General features: G+C 68.9%; 18 protein-coding genes and 1 tRNA gene. 9 read left to right on the forward strand and 10 right to left on the reverse strand.

The features are described from left to right. Both ACWEPL_RS18400 and ACWEPL_RS18405 read right to left on the reverse strand, forming a co-directional pair. A partial coding sequence (locus ACWEPL_RS18400; RefSeq protein ID WP_452436898.1) for an MBL fold metallo-hydrolase occupies window positions 1–710 on the reverse strand: 710 nt, incomplete at its 3' end. Continuing rightward, window positions 707–1,525, reverse strand: a complete 819-nt coding sequence (locus ACWEPL_RS18405) for an NUDIX hydrolase (RefSeq protein ID WP_452436899.1) — start codon at window positions 1,523–1,525, stop codon at window positions 707–709. The genes ACWEPL_RS18400 and ACWEPL_RS18405, both read right to left, overlap by 4 nt. A 276-nt stretch (window positions 1,526–1,801) precedes the next feature. On the opposite strand from ACWEPL_RS18405, the gene ACWEPL_RS18410 reads away from it, so the two are divergent. Next, window positions 1,802–3,802, forward strand: a complete 2,001-nt coding sequence (locus ACWEPL_RS18410; RefSeq protein WP_452436900.1) for a zinc ribbon domain-containing protein — start codon at window positions 1,802–1,804, stop codon at window positions 3,800–3,802. Window positions 3,803–3,809: 7 nt separating this feature from the next. Here ACWEPL_RS18410 and ACWEPL_RS18415 read toward each other — a convergent pair whose 3' ends face one another. Both ACWEPL_RS18415 and ACWEPL_RS18420 read right to left on the reverse strand, forming a co-directional pair. After that, entirely contained in the window at window positions 3,810–4,271 is a 462-nt protein-coding gene (locus tag ACWEPL_RS18415; RefSeq protein ID WP_350732705.1) for a RidA family protein, read from the reverse strand. Next, a complete protein-coding gene (locus ACWEPL_RS18420; protein WP_217708645.1) occupies window positions 4,268–4,423 on the reverse strand; it encodes a DUF4177 domain-containing protein in 156 nt (51 codons plus the stop codon). The genes ACWEPL_RS18415 and ACWEPL_RS18420 overlap by 4 nt, the downstream gene beginning before the upstream one ends. A 149-nt stretch (window positions 4,424–4,572) precedes the next feature. On the opposite strand from ACWEPL_RS18420, the gene ACWEPL_RS18425 reads away from it, so the two are divergent. Both ACWEPL_RS18425 and ACWEPL_RS18430 read left to right on the forward strand, forming a co-directional pair. Continuing rightward, window positions 4,573–5,574, forward strand: coding sequence for an ArsA-related P-loop ATPase (locus tag ACWEPL_RS18425; protein WP_350732703.1), 1,002 nt, complete (start codon window positions 4,573–4,575; stop codon window positions 5,572–5,574). Next, window positions 5,571–6,698 carry an ArsA family ATPase gene (locus tag ACWEPL_RS18430; protein ID WP_363976962.1) on the forward strand — a complete coding sequence of 376 codons (1,128 nt, stop codon included), beginning with the start codon at window positions 5,571–5,573 and terminating at the stop codon, window positions 6,696–6,698. The genes ACWEPL_RS18425 and ACWEPL_RS18430 overlap by 4 nt, the downstream gene beginning before the upstream one ends. Before the next feature lie 51 nt (window positions 6,699–6,749). On the opposite strand, the gene ACWEPL_RS18435 is transcribed toward ACWEPL_RS18430, so the two are convergent. Next, window positions 6,750–7,046, reverse strand: a complete 297-nt coding sequence (locus ACWEPL_RS18435; protein WP_090771382.1) for a WhiB family transcriptional regulator — start codon at window positions 7,044–7,046, stop codon at window positions 6,750–6,752. A gap of 243 nt (window positions 7,047–7,289) precedes the next feature. On the opposite strand from ACWEPL_RS18435, the gene ACWEPL_RS18440 reads away from it, so the two are divergent. Further along, a complete protein-coding gene (locus ACWEPL_RS18440; protein ID WP_452436901.1) occupies window positions 7,290–9,536 on the forward strand; it encodes a transglycosylase domain-containing protein in 2,247 nt (748 codons plus the stop codon). 258 nt (window positions 9,537–9,794) lie between these two features. On the opposite strand, the gene ACWEPL_RS18445 is transcribed toward ACWEPL_RS18440, so the two are convergent. Further along, a complete protein-coding gene (locus ACWEPL_RS18445) occupies window positions 9,795–10,250 on the reverse strand; it encodes a GatB/YqeY domain-containing protein (protein ID WP_363976969.1) in 456 nt (151 codons plus the stop codon). Between the two features lie 98 nt (window positions 10,251–10,348). Here ACWEPL_RS18445 and ACWEPL_RS18450 point away from each other — a divergent pair, with 98 nt between their 5' ends. From ACWEPL_RS18450 to ACWEPL_RS18470, 5 genes are all read left to right on the forward strand, one after another. After that, window positions 10,349–11,212, forward strand: a complete 864-nt coding sequence (locus ACWEPL_RS18450; protein WP_350732739.1) for a metallophosphoesterase — start codon at window positions 10,349–10,351, stop codon at window positions 11,210–11,212. Between the two features lie 64 nt (window positions 11,213–11,276). After that, window positions 11,277–11,350: transfer RNA gene (locus ACWEPL_RS18455), tRNA-Pro, on the forward strand. A gap of 118 nt (window positions 11,351–11,468) precedes the next feature. Further along, window positions 11,469–12,299, forward strand: coding sequence for a phosphotransferase family protein (locus ACWEPL_RS18460; RefSeq protein WP_452436902.1), 831 nt, complete (start codon window positions 11,469–11,471; stop codon window positions 12,297–12,299). Window positions 12,300–12,376: 77 nt separating this feature from the next. After that, window positions 12,377–13,138, forward strand: coding sequence for a GntR family transcriptional regulator (locus tag ACWEPL_RS18465; RefSeq protein WP_363976975.1), 762 nt, complete (start codon window positions 12,377–12,379; stop codon window positions 13,136–13,138). Window positions 13,139–13,176: 38 nt separating this feature from the next. After that, entirely contained in the window at window positions 13,177–13,932 is a 756-nt protein-coding gene (locus tag ACWEPL_RS18470; RefSeq protein ID WP_452436903.1) for a hypothetical protein, read from the forward strand. 129 nt (window positions 13,933–14,061) lie between these two features. Here ACWEPL_RS18470 and ACWEPL_RS18475 read toward each other — a convergent pair whose 3' ends face one another. From ACWEPL_RS18475 to ACWEPL_RS18490, 4 genes are all read right to left on the reverse strand, one after another. Beyond that, window positions 14,062–16,161, reverse strand: a complete 2,100-nt coding sequence (locus tag ACWEPL_RS18475) for a hypothetical protein (protein ID WP_452436904.1) — start codon at window positions 16,159–16,161, stop codon at window positions 14,062–14,064. Next, the gene (locus tag ACWEPL_RS18480) at window positions 16,158–16,523 is read right to left on the reverse strand and encodes a hypothetical protein (protein WP_363976984.1); all 366 of its coding nucleotides are present in this window, start codon (window positions 16,521–16,523) and stop codon (window positions 16,158–16,160) included. Before ACWEPL_RS18480 ends, ACWEPL_RS18475 begins: the two co-directional genes overlap by 4 nt. A gap of 139 nt (window positions 16,524–16,662) precedes the next feature. Beyond that, complete coding sequence (locus ACWEPL_RS18485) at window positions 16,663–17,799, reverse strand: 5'-methylthioadenosine/S-adenosylhomocysteine nucleosidase family protein (RefSeq protein WP_452436905.1); 1,137 nt, start codon at window positions 17,797–17,799, stop codon at window positions 16,663–16,665. Further along, window positions 17,796–18,554, reverse strand: coding sequence for an NUDIX hydrolase (locus ACWEPL_RS18490; RefSeq protein ID WP_363976989.1), 759 nt, complete (start codon window positions 18,552–18,554; stop codon window positions 17,796–17,798). The genes ACWEPL_RS18485 and ACWEPL_RS18490 overlap by 4 nt, the downstream gene beginning before the upstream one ends. Window positions 18,555–18,646 lie beyond the last annotated feature (92 nt).

Here is an 18,646-nt window from a genome sequence, read left to right on the forward strand (position 1 = left end):
AAACAGAGCCCCCCACACCCCCGGCGCGCCCCGCCCCGGGCCGCGCCCCCCGCCCTGATCTGGTCGAGGCGCTGCCGCCGGTGCGCGATGTAGCCGTCGAGCGCGGCGATCGGGTCGGGCAGCACGGGACCGTGGCCGGGCAGCAGCGCCCGCGCCTCCAGGCCCTCCGCGGCCGCCCTGAGCCGGTCGAGGCTGCGGAGATAGTCGGCCAGGCCGCCGTCGCGGGCGATGATCGTGGTGCCCCGGCCGAGCACGGTGTCGCCGGTCAGCATCGCGCGGTCCTGCGGCAGCCAGAAGCAGAGCGAGTCGAACGAGTGGCCCGGCGTGCCGTACACGTGGATCTCCAGGCCCGCCACGCTCACCACGTCGCCGTCGGCCAGCCCCTCCTCGCCCAGCCGGTGCCGCGGATCGAGCGCCCGGACGGGGGCGCCCACCATCTCGGCGAAGCGCCTGGCGCCGCCGCTGTGGTCGAAGTGCCCGTGGGTGAGCAGGATCTCGGTGACGCGCCGCTCCCCGAGGTGATCGCGTACGCGGCGCAGATGCGACTCGTCCTCCGGCCCCGGATCGATCACCACCACCTCGTCCCCGCCGATGACCCAGGTGTTGGTGCCGTCGAGCGTCATGGCGGACGGGTTGGGCGCGAGCAGGTTCTCGGCGTGCTCGGTACGGGAGCCGTCGGGCGTCCCGATCGGGATGTGCAGCCCGCTCACCGGGTCACCAGCCGCATCTCGCCCTGGATCTCCACGGCCTTCGGCATGATCGGCACGATCTCCCTGGACTCGGCCAGGATCCCCGCCATGCCGTCGTGGGCCGCCAGCTCGCTCAGCGTGTGGTACGTCGGCGGCATCAGGAAGATCTCCCCCCGGTGCGCCAGCTCGATCGCCTCCGCGGGGCGCTTCCAGGCCACCTGGTCGGCCTCACCGCCGACGTCACGGGTGCGCTGGCCCTCCGGGAGCACGGCGACGAAGAACCGCGTGTCGAAGCGCCTGTGCTCGATCTCCGGGGTGATCCAGTGGGCCCACGGTTTGAGCAGGTCGGACCGGAGCACCAGGCCGCGCCCGGCGAGGAAGTCGGCGAAGCCCAGGCTCCTGTCGATCAGCGCCAGCCGGTCGGACTCCCAGTCGTCGCCCGTCGTGTCGGCGACCACGGAATCGGGCCCGGGACCCGCCAGCAGCACGCCGGACTCCTCGAACGTCTCGCGTACGGCCGCGCACACCAGCCCGCGCGCGACCTGCTCGCTCGCGTTGAAGACCGTGCCCCACTCGGCCGGTGACGGGCCGGCCCAGGCCACGGCCTGGTCGGTGTCGCGGGCGTCCACCGAGCCGCCGGGGAAGACGTACGCGCCCGCCGCGAAGGCCATCGTGGCCTTCCGCCGCAGCAGGTAGACCTCCGGCGAGGCGCTCCCTCGCAGGATCACCACGGTGGCGGCGTCGCGGGTCGGGACCGGCTCGACCCGCCCCTCGAGGAGGTCCCGCGCCCGCGCGGCTAGCTCGGCTGGAAGCGGCAATCCGGTCACATCGGTCATAGTGCCTCAGGGTATGAACTGTTTCTCATATTCGCCATGCAGGTCTGTAGTTCTGCCGCAATCCTTTGCCGCCCTCTTTGAGTCGGCGACGCAGGCGCATGGGGCGCGGTGCGTCGAGAGACGCGTTGGGTGTCCGGCAAATAAGCATCGCTCATACGTTCGACAGCGTACAAACTCTTGGTAGTATTGCGGTCACAAATTGTGGCGATGGGGTGGGTGAGGTGCAGGTCTCGCAATACACAGGTCGGTGCCGCCTCTCAGCCCAAGGAGCGGTGCATGAGTAAGCTCACCGCGACCGCGCCGTGCACCGCTCATACCGCGATGGTGGAGAAGACCGGCGAGGTCGTTGCTCAGCCGCTGCTGGTACGACGAGTGGCCTGGCTGACCTGCCTGGCGCGGGAGTTGGCCGCGCGTCTTGTCGCGGCCCGATGGAACGGGCCGGATCTGGATGCCCTGGCTTGCGGGGTTGGGCTGGACGGGCGGGCATTGCCGGCGAAGGGCTGGATGGCCGTGCGGAGGCTCGGCTGGGCGGTGGCTCCGGCTGTCGGCGTGTACGTCTGCGATCGGGTGCTGCGGTGCGCACAAGAGCAGGCCGCACGGGCGTTGCGGCTGGCGCTGCACCGGCGTCGCCTGGTGGCGGCGATCGTGACCACCTGGCCGCAGGATCCGCCGGAGCGTACCAGCGCCGAATGGGACGCGCTGCGCATGGCGTTGCCTGACGGGGTGAGCGCGGCGGAGGTGCGTAATCGGACCAGGCAGATCCGCGTCTACCACGGCGAGCACGGCGCACTGCCGGCCGATCTCACCGATCTGGAGGAGCCGCCGAAAGTCGCGGCGCAGATCGTGCTCGCCGCGGCCGATCGGCAACTGGTCACCCTGGAACGCGCCGGCAGCCGAGGCGCCCGTTTGCGGGTGCGGCTTCCCCTGGTCGCATCTCCCACTTCCGCCAAGGACTGGGCCTGGCACCTGCTGCCGATCTCTTTGCCACCGACCGTCCCGCCGCAAGGGACGTTGTGCACGCCCACTCTGCGGGTGGTCAAGGGCCGGGTGCGCGTCGATCTGCCGTTCCAGATCCCCGTCGATGTCGCACCCGCCACCGGTCATACGATCGGCTGCGGGTTCGACTGGGGCGTCAACACGCTGCTGACCGGCACCGCCGCGCGGCTGGCGGACGGCCGGGTCCTGTCCGACGGACGGCCATTGACCTACGACGCAACCGGCATCTCCGCCAAGCTGCACCGGCTGCGGGCCGAACGTGCGCATCTGGCCACCAAACACCAGCACCAGCAGCGGCTCCTGGCCGGGATCACGCTCGCCGACCCCCGCCACGAGAAGCTGGCGGCGGCCTACCGTCGCATCGGTGTCGAGCACGAGCGGGTGTGCGCACGCATCCGCAATCTGAACCGGGCGCTGGCCTGGTCGGCGGCACGCTGGGCGGTCGACCAGGCCAGAGCCGCCAAAGCTACGGTCATCTACCTGGAAGACCTGGCCACCCTGCAAGCGCGTGGGCGCAGAGGACGAGCGAACGCGAGGCTGTCGGGACAGGTGCGCGGGCAGATCGTTGCAGCGATCCGGCACCTGGCGGCCAAGCACACCATCGCCGTGGTCACCGTCCCAGCCCGCGGCACCTCCAAATACTGCCCCCGGTGCGGGAACGGCTCGTCGGTGCTCCGGCACTGCCCGGCCCCCGACCGGCTCACCGAGAAGGGCTGGACATGGGCGTACTGCCCGGCCTGCGGTCTTTCCTGTGATCGGGATTGGGGGGCGGCTGAGCGGATCGCCTCCCGTGGCCTGCTCGGCCAGCACGCCACCCGCACCCACCGCACCACCGGCGCCCGCACGATCCCCACGGCGGTGGAGGGCAACGTGGCCCGCGCCCGCCGGCCGCGCCGGCCCACTCGGGCGGCCCGGCGCGCCCGCCGCACCCAAACCGATCTGCACCCCCGACCGGCGGCACGCGACAGATCCAAGAACCGTCCCACCCCGAAACGGCCCAGACGCGCCCCGAACAACTCGGGGAACGATGCGATGGCCTCCAGCCGTGTGCCCGACCGGCGCACGGTGCCCGCCCCAACCCCCACAGGGAACGGACAGCGTCCGGCGGGCCGTGCACCTCAGCCGGAACGGCACCAGCCGTACCCGGCAGGGCATGTCAGGAATTCTCACCACCGGACCGGCTTCCACCACACCAAAGCCACCCCTGTGCTCGCACTTGCCGAACACGGGAGCGGCTCATGCTACGCCCGTCCGAGTTGCCTGATTCCTTCAGGGAGCTAAAGGGAATTCAAGACGCTACTTCGGCGATCAGCTCCACTTCCACAGGTGCGTCCAGCGGGAGGACGGCCACGCCCACGGCGCTGCGGGCATGCCTGCCCGGCTCACCCAGCACCTCGGCGAGCAGCTCGCTGGCGCCGTTGCCGACCTTGGGCTGCTCGGTGAAGGACGGATCGCTGGCCACGAACACCACGACCTTGACGATCCGCACGACCTTCTGCAGGTCACCGACCTCGGCCTTCAGGGCGGCAAGCGCGTTGAGCGCGCAGATGCGGGCCTGCTCCGCGCCCTCCTCGGTGGTCAGGTCGGCCCCGAGCTTGCCGGTCCGCAGCAGCTTGCCGTCCACGAACGGCACCTGGCCGGAGGTGTAGACGAGGTTGCCCGTGCGCACGGCCGGCACGTAGGCGCCCGCCGGCGCCGCCACCTCGGGCAGCGTCAGGCCGAGATCCGCGATCTTCTGCTCGGGGGTCACTGCTTCTCCCTCTTGAAGTAGGCGACGAGCTGCTCCGGCGAGGCACCCTGAACGATCTGGACCAGCTCCCAGCCGTCGGCGCCGAAGTTGTCCAGGATCATCTTGGTGTTGTGGATCAACACCGGGGCGGTGAGGTACTCCCATTTCTTCATGAAGGTCAGCTTCTCATAAGAAACCCGCCCGCCGGCCTGCCTTGTGCCTGCTCAAGACCGTGGTCGCCGTCAAGTTCCCGTCTGGGTGTGAGCAATCTCAAACGGTGGTCGTCGGCCTCCGGCAAGTGACCCTTCGGTAGCCTCGAATAGTGGACTCTCCGGACACGGATTGGGCCGGTGTGCGGCTGCACGTCGTCACCGGCAAGGGCGGCACCGGCAAGACGACCGTGGCCGCCGCTCTCGCGCTCGCGCTGGCCGCGGGCGGTCGCAAGGTGCTCCTCGTCGAGGTCGAGGGCAGGCAGGGCATCGCGCAGATCTTCGACCTGCCGCCGCTGCCCTACGAGGAGCGCAAGATCGCCGTGGCGCCCTCCGGCGGCGACGTGTACGCGCTGGCCGTCGATCCCGAGGAGGCCATGCTCGAGTACATGGAGATGTTCTACGGGATGCGCCGCGCGGGCCGGGCGCTGACCAAGATGGGCGTCGTCGACTTCGCCACCACCGTGGCCCCCGGCTTCCGCGACGTGCTCGTCACGGGCAAGACGACCGAGGCCGTGCGCAGGCGGGGCAAGAACGGCCGCAGGATCTACGACGCGGTCGTGCTCGACGCGCCGCCCACGGGCCGCATCACGCGCTTCCTGAACGTCACCCAGGAGGTGGCGGGCCTGGCCAAGGTCGGGCCGATCAAGAACCACTCCGACCTGGTCAACGGGGTCGTGAAATCTCCTGAGACGGCGGTGCACTTCGTGACGCTGCTGGAGGAGATGCCCGTGCAGGAGACGCTCGACGGCATCACCGAATTGCGTTCGGCCGGGCTCCCCGCAGGGGGAATTTTCGTCAATATGGTGCGCGAATCACTGATCCCGCAGGCCGCTCTTGACACAGCTGTCAAGGGCCGCTTCGACCCCGGGGAGCTGGTGCTCGGGCTGAAGGCCGCCGGGGTGGCCGACGGGGCGGAGGCCTCGGCGATCGCCGAGGCGCTCGCCGAGGAGATCTCCGAGCACGCCCACCGCACCGAGCTGGAGCGCGCCGAGCGCGAGTCGCTGGGCGAGGCCGGGCTGAAGAGCTACGAGCTGCCGCTGCTGGCCGACGGCGTCGACCTGGCCGGCCTGTACGAGCTGGCAGAGAGCATGCGCACCCAAGGAGCAGCGTGAAGAAGCCCGCCGCACTCGACATCGACGCGATACTCGACGACCCCGGCACCAGGATCATCGTCTGCTGCGGAGCCGGCGGGGTGGGCAAGACCACGACCGCCGCGGCGCTCGGGCTGCGGGCCGCCGAACGCGGCAGGTGCGCCGTCGTGCTCACCGTGGACCCCGCGCGCCGGCTGGCCCAGTCGATGGGACTGACCGAGCTCGACAACACCCCGCGCCTGGTCAGCTCGCCCGAGGGCGGCGGCCAGCTCTACGCGATGATGCTCGACATGAAGCGCACGTTCGACGAGATCATCGAGGCGCACGCCGATCCCGTGCGGGCCCGCCAGATCCTGTCGAACCCCTTCTACCAGTCCCTCTCCTCCAGCTTCGCCGGCACGCAGGAGTACATGGCCATGGAGAAGCTGGGCCAGCTGCGCCGGTCGGACGAGTGGGACCTGATCATCGTGGACACGCCGCCGTCGCGGTCCGCGCTCGACTTCCTCGACGCGCCCGAGCGGCTCGGGCGCTTCCTCGACGGACGGTTCATCCGGCTGCTGACGGCACCGGCCAAGGCCGGCGGACGCAGCGCCTTCCGGCTCCTCAACGCCGGGTTCGGGTTGATGGCCGGAGCGATGACCAAGCTGCTCGGCGCGCAGGTGATCAAGGATCTGCAGACGTTCGTGTCCGCGCTCGACGCCGTCTTCGGCGGCTTCAGGCAGCGGGCCGAGATGACGTACCAGCTGCTGCAGGCCCCCGGCACGGCCTTCCTCGTGGTGGCCGCGCCCGAGCGGGACGCCATGCGGGAGGCGTCCTACTTCGTCGAAAGGCTCGCCGAAGAGCGCATGCCACTGGCCGGCCTTGTGGTCAACCGTGTGCACATGTCACCCGCCTCGGTCCTCTCGGCCGCCCGTAGCGCCGCGGCCGCCGAAGACCTGGAGGCGCGGGGCGAGCATGAGCTGACCGCCGCCGTGCTGCGGCTGCACGCCGGGCGAATGCAGCTCACCGCTCGCGAGCATCGCGAGCAGGAGCATTTCGTCTCGGCCCACCCCACGGTGCCCGTGGTGCAGGTTCGCGCCATGTCCGAGGACGTCCACGATCTCACTGGTCTGCGGCAGATCGGGGACTTGCTGGCGAGCGCATGAAAGTACGGCCGGCGGACGGCGCCGGCCGTACTACGGCTCGCCGGGCTTGGATCAGCCCGCGATCAGCTCGTTGGTTCGTTCGTACTCTTCCTTGGCCGACTCGAGCAGGTCTCGCCACGAGTCCACGTCAGGCCGCCGTCGAAGCAGCGCACGCCGTTCGCGCTCGGTCATACCGCCCCACACCCCGAACTCGATGCGGTTGTCCAGCGCATCGGCGAGGCATTCAGTACGAACCGGGCAACCCCGGCAGATGAGCTTGGCCCTGTTCTGCGCGGCGCCCTGCACGAACAGGGCATCCGGATCCGCACCCTTACAGGCGGCACGGGAGGTCCAATCCGTGATCCACATTGTTCGACCCCACTCCCCTTAGGTGGTCAGTCGTCATTTGGGGCCGACGGGCGCGGGCGCCGAGCCTCCGTATTCAGTTGCCGCAGAGGAGAACGTACGCAACTTCACGTTCGGGCCGACAGACCCCAGAGGACCAATTTCTCGCGGCCATCTTGACCGGGAATGACTAGTCACCCCCATCAGTCAAGGCGAAATGGTGTCGCGCTACCGATTCGGTCAGTCTTTCCACGTACTCTTGGTAGCGTGCAAGCGCAGCGCAAAGATCGCTCCAACCCCGTCCTCGCCATCCTGCGTCTGATCATCGCCGGATCGGTCGCCGGGGTGCTGGCCGCAGCCGTGGCCCTGCCTGCGGTCGGAGGGGCGGGGATCTCCACGAAGAGCGCTGTGGAAAGCCTCAACCTCAAGCCTGAAGAGCTCGACGAACCCCCTCTTCCTGAGCGCACCATCCTGAAGGACGCCAACGGCAAGCAGTTCGCGCAGTTCTACTTTGAAAACCGGCAGTCTGTCCGCCTTGACCAGGTCGCCCCGATCATGCAAACGGCGCTGATCGCGATCGAGGACTTCCGTTTCTACCAGCACGGGCCGATCGATGTTGAGGGAACGGCCAGAGCGCTCGTGAAGAATTTGTCGGGCGGCGGCGTGATGCAGGGCGGCTCGTCGATCACCCAGCAGTACGTCAAGCAGGTGCTGGTCAACGCGGCCGAGACTCCCGAGGAGCAGGCGGCGGCCATCGCCCCGACGCTCTCCCGCAAGCTGTCCGAGTTGCGTAACGCGATGGCGATCGAGAAGAAGTACTCGAAAGACCAGATTCTCGAGAAATATCTGAACATCGCCTACTTCGGCGCGGGCGCCCACGGCATCCAGGCCGCGGCCCGGCGCTTCTTCGACAAGCCCGCATCCGAGCTCAGCCTCGTCGAGAGCGCCACCCTGGCCGGCGCCGTCCAGAACCCCGCCCGCACCGACCCGAGCGTCGGCCCCGAGTCGCGGGCGCGGCTGCTGCAGCGGCGCAACATCGTGCTCGACCGGATGGCCGAGATCGGCAAGGTCTCGCGGCAGGAGGCCGACGAGGCCAAGGCGAAGAAGCTGGGCTGGAAGAACATCAAGGCGCCCGGCGGCTGCGAAGCCAGCAAATATCCGTACTTCTGCCTCTACGTCCAGTACGAGATCCTCAACAACGAGGACTTCGGCAAGAACCAGGACGAGCGCAAGAAGCTGCTCCAGCGGGGCGGTCTGACGATCAAGACCACGATCGACCCGAAGATGCAGGCCGCCGCCGACAAGGCGATCAAGAAGTACGTCTCCAAGAAGGACAAGCCCGTGGCCTCGCAGGCCATGGTCGTTCCCGGCACCGGCGAGATCAAGGCCATGGCCGCCTCGCGGAAGTTCGGCGGGAGCAAGAAGAAGAACGAGATGAGCTACAACATCGTGGCCGACGCGGCGCACGGTGGCGGTCGCGGGTTCCAGCAGGGCTCGACGGCCAAGGTCTACACGCTGGCCGCGGCGCTGGAGGAGGGCCTGAAGTACGGCGACGGCTTCCCGGCGCCGGCGGGCTACCAGGCCGGCGGCTACAGCACGTTCAAGAACTGCAAGGGCGACAACGTCGGCGACCCGTCCCACACCGTGCACAACTCCAGCGAGGGCGGCGGCGGCTTCAAGACGCTGCAGACCGGCACCTGGGGCTCGGTCAACACGTTCTTCCTCAAGCTCGAGGAGAAGGTCGGGCTCTGCAGCGTGGTCAAGATGGCCAAGAAGCTCGGGGTCAAGCGGGCCGACGGGCAGAAGCTGTCGGAGGTGGAGACGTTCACGCTGGGGGTCAACGAGGTCGACCCCGTGACGATCGCCAGCTCGTACGCCGTCTTCGCCTCGCGCGGGCAGTACTGCAAGCCGCTGGCGATCACGGAGATCAAGGACAGGAACGGCAAGGCGAAGCAGTACAAGCCGAAGTGCTCCCAGGTCCTGGAGGAGGAGGTCGCCGACGCGGTCAGCGGCATCCTGTCCGGCGTGTTCACCAAGGGCACGATGACGGAGGTGGGCGGCATCGGGCGCGACGCGGCCGGCAAGACCGGCACGACCGACAACTACGCGTCGGCCTGGTTCGCCGGTTACACCCCCAACATGTCGTCGGCCGTCAGCCTGGGCGACCCGCGCGGCACCAGGGGCAACGAGCTGATCGGGGTCACGATCGGGGGCCGCTACTACTCGTACGTGTACGGGGCCTCCATCTCCGGGCGGATCTGGAAGGACGCGATGCTGACCGCCCTGAAGGGGGTCGAGGCCGCGGAGTTCATGCCGGTGGACCAGTCGCGATTCGGCGGGTGCACGGAGAACTGCGCGCCGAAGAAGCCCGAGAAGAAGGACAAGGACGAGGAAGGGCCGCCCACCGGGGACGGCGACCCGTTCGACATCTTCGACCCGCCGAACGGGGACCGTGGGGACGGGCCCGGCAACGGTCGCGGCGGCGACGGCCCGGGCAACGGCCGCGGCCGCTGACTCCACCACTTCGGGTCCCCGCCGTGTGACGGGCCTGAGGCTCGCTCCGGGCCCCGCCGCCTACCCGTGCGGCGGGGACCCGCCGCACGGCCCGCTGAGACCGCCTACAGGCCCTTCTGAGGGCCCAGCGGTCCGATGGCCCTCCAGGACCCCACGCAAGCCGCCAAGCCAAGCCCTGAGCCCTCTGGGGCGCCACGGGCCCCGGCGCCGAGCGGCGCGACGCCCGGCGGCGGGCGATGGAACACCCGGGAGGCTGCTCTACCCCGCCAGTCGGGCGCGGACGATGGCGGCCACGCGGCCACCCTCGGCCCGCCCGGCGATCTTCGGGTTGACCACCTTCATGACCTGCCCCATGGCCTGCGGCCCGGCGGCGCCCGTCTCCGCGATGGCGGCGTCGACGATGACGCCCAGCTCCTCGTCGCTGAGCTGCGCCGGCAGGTACTCCTCCAGCACCGCCTGCTCGTCCAGCTCGGCCTGCGCCTGCTCGGCCCGCCCCGCGTTACCGAACGCCTCGGCGGCCTCCTTGCGCTTCTTGGCCTCCTTGGTCAGCACCTTGATGACCTCGTCGTCGGTCAGCTGCCTGGCCTCCTTGCCGGAGACCTCCTCGACGTTCACCGCGGCCAGTGCCATCCGAATCGTCCGGAGACGCAGCTCGTCCCGGCTCTTAAGCGAGGCCGTCAGATCGGCCTTCAGCTTGTCCTTCAATGCGCTCATGCGCTCCATCTTGCCGTCTGCGCGGACTGTCCGGACGCCGCGCACCCGATGTCGGGCATCATGAGTAGGTGAGGAAAGCCGTCGCAGTGCCATTGTCCATGCTCGGTCTCGGCCTGGCCGGGCTGGGTTACGCCTCTGTGGTGGAGCGCAACTGGTTCCGCCTGCGCCGCTTCGACGTGCCGGTGCTGGAGCGCGGTCAGCGTCCCGTACGCATTCTCCATCTGTCGGACCTGCACCTGACGCCGCGCCGTACGATGCTGATCAACTGGGTCCGCTCCCTGGGCTCGCTGAAGCCGGACCTGGTGGTCAACACCGGCGACTCGATCGCGCACCTGGACGCCGTCCCCTCGCTCCTGCACGCCCTGGAGCCCCTGCTGTCCCGCCCGGGCCTGTTCGTCTACGGCTCCAACGACCTGTACGCGCCCAAGCCCAAAAACCCGGCCCGCTACCTCTGGCGCACCTCCAAGAACGACCGCCGCCAGCACGTGCCCTCCCTGCCCTGGGAGGAGCTGGGGGCCGGCATGGCGGCCGAGGGCTGGCTCGACATGAACAACACCACGGCCCGCATCAAGGTGGGCGACCTCGACGTGGCGGTGGCGGGCATCCACGACTCCCACATCAACCGCGACCGCTACGACCTCGTCGCCGGCCCGGCCCCCGCCGACGCCGACCTCCGGCTGGGCGTCATGCACTCCCCCGAGCCCCGCAACATGACCCGCTTCGCCGCGGACGGCTACCAGTTCCTTCTGGCCGGCCACACCCACGGCGGCCAGCTCTGCATCCCGTTCTACGGCGCCCTGGTGACCAACTGCGGCATCGACCGGGCCCGCGTGAAGGGTCTGAGCCGCCACGACAACGCCTGGCTCCACGTCTCGGCCGGCCTCGGCACCTCCCCTTACGCCCCCGCCCGCTTCGCCTGCTTCCCGGAGGCGTCACTGCTTACCCTTGTTCCTCGCCGTTGAGGCGGTCACAACTACCTCTGGAGTCCGCTAGACTTTTCCAAGCACGCGCAAGACCGGCGTGCACCGGGGTGTAGCGCAGCTTGGCAGCGCGCTTCGTTCGGGACGAAGAGGTCGTGGGTTCAAATCCCGCCACCCCGACCCAGGTAGAAGGCCGCTTCCGATTTTCGGAAGCGGCCTTTCTCGTTGGCCGGGTGCCTGGAGAGACATCCGGCCCTTTCTCTGGACGGCCTCGCCGCGACACGGATGTTGGTGAAACATGACCGAAAGCCCCATGTCCGCCGGCGAGCTGCTGGAGATCGCCGACGCCCTCCTCCCCGGCCGCTCCCTCGACTCCGCCCGGGTCACCGAGGGCAATCTCCATCACGTCGTGCTCCTGCCGGGAACCGCGGCCGTACGGGTGAGCAAGCGACCGTCGTCGGCGGAGGCGATGCCGCGCCGCATGGAGGTGTTGCGGGAGATCGCCGGCGCCGGGCTGCCCTTCGCGATGCCGGAGCCGCTCACACCCGTGACCCGGTTCGGTGAGCGCGCGGCGGTCGCCGTTTCGTGGATCGACGGGGAGGAGCAGCCCGAGGGACAGGGCGACCCGGATCAGATCGGAAAGTTGCTGCGCGCCGTGCGGGAGGTGCCCGTCACGCCGCGGCTGAGGCAACTGCTCTACGCCCCCAGGGAGCAGGGCTGGGCCGAGGTTCTGGCGCAGCAGGTGGTGCCGCGCCTGCCGGACAGGTGGCGGGATGAGTGCCGCAGGCGCCTGGAGGCGGCATCGGCCCTGGAACCCGTACCGGATGCGCTGGTCCACGGCGACCTGGGCGGCGCCAACGTGCACTGGGGCCGGGACGGCAGGTTGGTCGGCGTCCTCGACTGGGACCAGGCCCATCTGTTCGACCCCGCCATCGACGCGGCCCTGATGGCCTGGCACGGCTGGGACACGATCCGGCTGGCCGTGGACCCCGAGACCTACCGGCGCGCCCGCGCCTACGACGCCCTGTTCGGGGTCGGGCATCTCGTCGGGATCCTTGACGGCCGTCCGCTGGTGAACGTCGACGGGTACGTACGCAGCATCGTCGCCTGGCTCGAGGCGTCATCATAACGTTCTGTTATTTTGCGGTCACCATAGGGTCTCTTGGTACGGTGAGTACGTACAAATCGTCCCCAAGGAGAACTCAAGTGCCGGCCGGATCCGACCCCCGCGCGTTGTACGAACGCGTCGCGGACACCCTGCGCACGTCGATAGAGCGAGGCGAACTGGCGCCAGGAGACACGGTGCCGCCAGAGCAGGAATTGGCAGAGAGACATGGTGTGTCGCGTCAGACGGTGCGACAGGCGTTGCAGCAGCTCACCAACGAGGGGCTGCTCAGCAGCGGGCGGGGCCGCGGCCGTACCGTGCGCTCGCAGGCGCGCCTGCGCTGGCACCTGTCCCACTTCGAGCACCGGGGAGGCCACAGTGCCGACGCGGACGCGTGGGCGACCGAGGTCCAGGACCAGGGCCGCGTCCCCCTGCAGGAGGTGAGCGTCGGCCTGGAGATCCCGCCGAAAGAGGTGGCCGAACGCCTCAGACTCGACGCCGAGAAGGACATCGTGGTGGTCCGGCGCAGGGTGCGGTACGTGGACGACGTTCCCTTCCAGGTGGCCGACAGCTACTTCCCGGAGGACCTGGCCAGGGGGACGGCGCTGATGCAGCCGAAGAGCGTGAGCGCCCCCGGTGGCCTGCTCGCGTCCATCGGTCACCCTCAGCAGCGGCTGGTGGACGAGATCCAGGTCCGGATGCCCACCAAGGACGAGTCCGCCCGGCTGGGGCTGCCTGCGGGCACGCCGGTGGCCGAGCACATGCGTACCGGCTACGACGCCGAAGGCCGGCCGGTGCGGGTGATGGTCACGGTCGCACCGGGAGACCGGCACACGCTCGTCTACGAACTCGATGCTTCATGACCGTGGCCGAGGCCGTGGACCTTTTCCACAGTGACCCCATGACGCAGCCGCTGACCTACCCGGGACACACCCCCACCACCTCCGGCGTGCTGGTGGACGACACGTACCTGCAGCTGCGCTTAGAGGAGGCCGCCCCGGCGGACGACTGGCAGGCCGGAGACGAGACGCTGGGCGAGCTCCTGGCGCGGCTCGACCGCTCCCCGATGTCGGAGCGCCATCCGGTCGTCGCCGTGGGCTCCAATGCCTCGCCCGGTCAGATGCGCCGCAAGTTCGCCGGCCATGGGATCCCGCCGGTCATCCCCATGACACTCGCCGAGGTGGACGGCATCGCTCCGGGCTTCTCCGCGCACGTCAACCGGTGGGGTTACGTGCCGGCCGTGCCGGTGGAGGCCCAGGGCGAGACCTCGCGGCTCTTCGTGCTCTGGCTCGACGAACGCGAGCTCGCCGCGCTCGACCTCACCGAACCGAACTACTGGCGCCGCCGCCTGCCCGCCGAGCGCCATCCCGTGACGCTCGAATCCGGAGCTCTGCTCCCGCACTGCTTCGTCTACGTCGGTCGGCACGGGTGTCTGGTGGACGGGACCGGTGCGGCCAGACGGCTCGCGGATCAGCGGGCGCTCATCCAGTGCCTTCTGGACGAGTCCCCTGAGCTGCGTCGTCTGTGCGGGAGCACGGCTGAGGAGTTCGTCGCGTCCGTACGGGACGAGGCGCTCCGTGACACGCTCTACCGGCTCTTCCCGGCAGAGCGACGCACGATGTCCCAGCCTGCCCTGGTGGACCTGCCGTCACGTTAGCCAGGAGGTGGTCTGTGCCCGAGCACTGTCGCCGCGACGGAGCCCGCCTTGGACATCGCCCCGGCCGCCACGGCGCTCAATGCCTACGCCGTGGCCGAACTTCGACGTACCCGTTCAGCGGTATGGGGTTCAGTCCTCCGGGGGGACCTCGTCGCGCATGCCGGGCAGGATCATCGGCAGCTGCTGCGTGCCGACGGCGCCAGGGAGTTTCTGGCTTTCTCGGAAGTCGCGCAGTCTGCGCCGGCGACGGTCGCGTTCGTGGGCGAGCCACTCCCTGCCCTCCGCGGACACCGCCTCCAGGATCCTGAGCGCTCCTGTCACGCCCGAGACGTCGAGCGCCAGGGCGTAGAGGTAGTTGATGTTCTCCTGCACACGGTCGATCAGGCCTTCCTCGTAGTTGTCCACGAGGACCTCGATGGAGGAGGCATTGACAAGCGAGAGCTGGAAAGCCCGTCTGAAGACCAGGTTCGGCTGTTCGTACGGGCGGATCTTGTCTCGGACCAGCACGTGCCGGCGGCCGTGTTCGAAGCGCACGCTCGCCTCTACGACCCTTGCCGAGGCGATCATCTCGTACCTGAACGTGGTGCGCTCCTCGTTGTGCGTGGTGGCCGTGGCGAAGTCAAGTCTGACGGTGACCTGCCGCACGCCGCCCGCGGTAAGCAGGAAGAGCAGCACCTTGTAGGCCGAGTAGCGGGGTGGGCCGTATCGTACTCGAGCGCGCAGGCAGGGGTCGTCGGCCTCGGTCAGTGTGAGGTGCGCGATGACATCGCGGTTGCTCAGACCGTAGTCCTTCAGGGCCTGCGACTTGATCATCATCTTGTCGTAATCCAGCCACGCGGCCATCTCAATGTCGGTGGGCCGGTCGGCGAGCACGCCGGACCAGCGTTCGTACTCCTGCTGCTCGGCGATGAACCGCCGGTGCGACTCCTCGTTGTCACGCGGATGGCGGATGACCGCCGCAAGATAGTCGAACGTGTCGGACCAGGCCGTAGCCGCGGCCAGGCCCAGCAGAAGACCGACTCCGAGCATGCCGAGGAAGCTGGCGGTCGCCGTGCCGACGAGCGCGATCAGCCCGGCGAGCACCAGTGCTGCGTTGCCGGCCACGACGGCGGCCGGTGGGCCGCTGGGAGTCAGCTGGACGCCGGTGCGGAATTGTTGCGCGGCGTTACTGGCGTACCACCTGATGAGCCACCTGATCGGCCCCACCGACTGCTGGTCGCCGCCGTACAGGTGAAGCAGGTCGGCCTTCAGCGCCGCCCGTACCGGTGTGCTGGCCCACTGCCACTGCCGTGCCGCAACAGGATCGGACGGCCCTGACTTGTCGAACCAGTGGTCGACGCTGGCCGAGACCGCCTCGCCGAAGCCTGCGTGCCGCCACGTCGGCTGTGGACGCTTGTCCGTGGAGCGCTGCGGCAGGCCGATCTTGAAGGTGGCGATCAACCAGGCCCCGACCAGCACGAGCACGACGGCCAGGGCGATCGGGCTGTCCGCTGCCATGAGGCCGACCATCCAGAGAGCTCCCAGCCCGCCGAGCACTACGCCGGTGATGACCTTGAACCGCTTGCTGGGATCCAGGACGGGCCTGGGCCGCATGGTCTTCCTGGGCGGCTCGGGGACGGGTTCGAAGAACTTCCAGACACGGTGCCGGCGATTACCGCTGACGCGCATCTCCTTCACATGGTCTCTCTCCAGGGCCTCGATCCGGTCCTGGATCCACCCTCCCATGATCATTTCGAGGTGGCGGTGAATCTCGTCCTGCCGTTCCCTCGGCAGGGCCTGATACGCCTCGATCGCGGCAGCCATGCGCTTGTCGTCGAGCGCCTCGGAATCGTCCTCGGCGATACAGTGGGTGAGTTCCATCACCGCCTCGAACGCCTGCCGCCATGGGTCGCGCGGGAACCTCGCGGCCATCGCACCGGCCGCCGCCAGGTGGGCGAACTCGGTCTCCCCGAGATGGTCGAGCGTGCGATCGCTCAGCGTCGCCAGGACCCAGTAATAGGCAACTTCATTGGACTCGTGGCCGCACATCGCCGCTTCCTCGATCAGCTGCTCTGCCCTCCGGGGCATGTCTCCGTTGAGATACGCGAGCCCGACCTCGTATTTACGCTGTGGAGGATCACTGGAAGCCACGGTATATATGGTGACATTTCCATTTAAATAGCCTATTTGCGCATCAACATGCGCGTCGTCCATGGCGACGTTGGTGGCGCCGTGCCAGCCGCCGTTCATCGGTTCAGCCCCTGACCCGCCGCGAGGACGACGGCGGCGATCGACGCGACGTCGGCGACGTCGCCGAGCAGGCCCCGCACTTTCTTCAGCGCGAGCACCATTTTCCCGCGGCGTTCATCGCCACCGCTCTTGAGATAGGAGTCGACCTCGGCCAATTCGGCCTCCGCCGCTCTGTGGACCTCGGCCTCGAGCGCTCCCGACGCGACCGATCGGCGCATCGCCGCACGCAGCTCGGCCACCCGGGCCCGCAGATCATCCTCACGGGGTGGCGCGGATCCGACGGTGACGTTCCCCACGACCTTGCCGATCTGTGCGCCGACGCGAGCGTTGCCCTCGGCGACATTCTTATACCGCTCCGACATCGGCTACCTCCCAGCCTCGTTCATCGACTCTGTATGTCGATGAACCCATCAAACAAAAGGAGCTGTACGGGGCCTTGCACACTAGTTACGAGGAATCCCAGCCACTTGTTCATGGCGTCAGAGGCACTCGTCGGAGGCCTCAAAGCGCGGCGATGACGGACGACACGTGCGAGGCCAGATCAGACACGTCCGCCAGCAAACCGCGCAGTCTCTTGAGCGCGATCGTTGCTTTTCGCGTGCCGTGTCCGGTGCGCTCTGACAGAAATGCGGTGGCGATGGCGATCTCTTCCTCCGCCGCGGCGAAGGTGACCTCGTCCAACTCGTGGGTCTTCAATGCCCTTCTGAGCTTGTCGCGAAGCTCCATGAGCTGGGCCGCAGGATCGAGAACACCCCCTGACGCCTGCGGTATCAAGATGTCGCCGTAGATGTTCGCTGCCTGCACGCCCACGTGCGCATGGCCGCGGGCGATGATCCGCACGCTCTCGGCCCTCCCGTTCCCCGCCGCATCGGCAGATCGCCCGTGGTGCGGCTCCAGAGCCAATTCCTGCGCGAGGGCGATGGCGAACGCCGCCGCGTTGGCCACCGCCCTCACCTGCCAGTCGGCTCCGTCGCTGGTCACTTTGGTGCCGTCCGCCCGATCACTGATGCCCCGCACCACGACCGTCGGCAGCGACCTGTTGAGGTGGCCGGCCTGCGACACACCGGCGGCTTCCATCTCGATGGCGAGCGCGTCGTTGTACGTCTGGCGAACCCAGTGGGCGTGCGCGGAGATCCTGGAGTCCTGCACGACCTCGCCGGCCGCGATGGGCCCGAAGCGCACCTTCGGCACGGCTGCCCCTTCGGGCAGGCGCCGGCTCCAGGATCCGCTCCTGTAGAGATGGCGGGCGATCTGATCCGGCTCGTGGGAGATCTCCCAGACGCGCGGGCGCGCTTTGAACCCGTCGTCCTCGCTGGTGCCACCGTGATAGGCGTACACGTGGGTCGCAACCACCACGTCGCCCAGGCCGATGTCGGGCCAGAGGGCCCCGGCCACGCCCACGAACAGTAGGGCGTACGGGGCAAACTCCGCGATCGCCCGCTCGGCGAGCACCGCGGCGGGATGGTTTCCCTTGCCGACCAGTCCCAAGGCCACCCGGCATCCGCCATCCGCGATCCTGCCGACCTCGAACCGCGTGCCAGCGGAATGGCGATGCGGCCGCGGATCGGCCACGTGCTTCAGGACGGCCTGATACTCCAGGTCCAGTGCGGTGAGGATCACGATGGGACGCTCGTTCATGCCTGCCCGCCTTCCTCGGCTGCGGTCTGAACCGCCGATCCGCTCTGCGGCATGACATGGACCGAACGGACCATGGGGGGATTCAGCATCTGGACCGGACCCGCTCTGAAGAGCCGGGCGGGGCGGCCGTTCGCCGTGCGCCGCATCGGGCCGTCCGCGACGATGAAGCCACGTGAGCCCTGCACCTTGCGGTAGAAGTTCCGGGGATCCAGCCGGACCCCCCACACTGCCTCGTACACCTGCTGGAGCTCCGAGATGGTGAACGTCTCGCCGCAGAACGCGGTGGCGAGCGCGGTGTACTCGAGCTTGGTGCGCGCGCGTTCGACGCCGTCGGCGATGATCCGCCTGTGGTCGAACGCCAGTTCCACGCCGGAGGACAAGGCGTCCTCCACCGGAGTCCAGCAGGCGCCGGCCGCGTCGGTCCCGGCGACGGGCTCCGGCAGGCGCGGCGCGATGGCCAGGTGGGCGACGGACACGACGCGACCTCTGGGATCGCGCCCCGGCTCGCCGTACACCCCCAGCGTCTCCAGATGCACGTCGACCAGCCCGGCCTCCTCGGACAGCTCCCGCCGCGCCGCCGCCTCGATGCCCTCGTGCTCGTCGCGGAGAAATCCTCCCGGCAGGGCGAGCGCGCCCCTGTAGGGCTCGATCCCGCGTTCGACGAGCAGTACGTGCAGGCGTGCGTCACGGAGGGTCAAGATCACCAGATCGACCGCGAGCAGGACGGCCGGCGGTTCCCATTGGTCGGCGCGCATGAGGACACCATAGCTTTTTGTCAGATCGACAGGAAGCCTCGGAAACCTCCGGCTCGAACGGGTTCCGGAGTCCGTGAGGGAGCTGACCGGCA

The organism is Nonomuraea sp. NPDC004186 (assembly GCF_053603495.1).

Coding starts and splice junctions, on each gene's coding strand:
- ACWEPL_RS18405 (WP_452436899.1), bottom strand. CDS start 1,525: ATGACCGATGTGACCGGATTGCCGCTTCCAGCCGAGCTAGCCGCGCGG.
- ACWEPL_RS18410 (WP_452436900.1), top strand. CDS start 1,802: ATGAGTAAGCTCACCGCGACCGCGCCGTGCACCGCTCATACCGCGATG.
- ACWEPL_RS18420 (WP_217708645.1), bottom strand. CDS start 4,423: ATGAAGAAATGGGAGTACCTCACCGCCCCGGTGTTGATCCACAACACC.
- ACWEPL_RS18435 (WP_090771382.1), bottom strand. CDS start 7,046: ATGTGGATCACGGATTGGACCTCCCGTGCCGCCTGTAAGGGTGCGGAT.
- ACWEPL_RS18445 (WP_363976969.1), bottom strand. CDS start 10,250: ATGAGCGCATTGAAGGACAAGCTGAAGGCCGATCTGACGGCCTCGCTT.
- ACWEPL_RS18450 (WP_350732739.1), top strand. CDS start 10,349: ATGCTCGGTCTCGGCCTGGCCGGGCTGGGTTACGCCTCTGTGGTGGAG.
- ACWEPL_RS18460 (WP_452436902.1), top strand. CDS start 11,469: ATGACCGAAAGCCCCATGTCCGCCGGCGAGCTGCTGGAGATCGCCGAC.
- ACWEPL_RS18470 (WP_452436903.1), top strand. CDS start 13,177: ATGACGCAGCCGCTGACCTACCCGGGACACACCCCCACCACCTCCGGC.
- ACWEPL_RS18475 (WP_452436904.1), bottom strand. CDS start 16,161: ATGAACGGCGGCTGGCACGGCGCCACCAACGTCGCCATGGACGACGCG.
- ACWEPL_RS18480 (WP_363976984.1), bottom strand. CDS start 16,523: ATGTCGGAGCGGTATAAGAATGTCGCCGAGGGCAACGCTCGCGTCGGC.
- ACWEPL_RS18485 (WP_452436905.1), bottom strand. CDS start 17,799: ATGAACGAGCGTCCCATCGTGATCCTCACCGCACTGGACCTGGAGTAT.
- ACWEPL_RS18490 (WP_363976989.1), bottom strand. CDS start 18,554: ATGCGCGCCGACCAATGGGAACCGCCGGCCGTCCTGCTCGCGGTCGAT.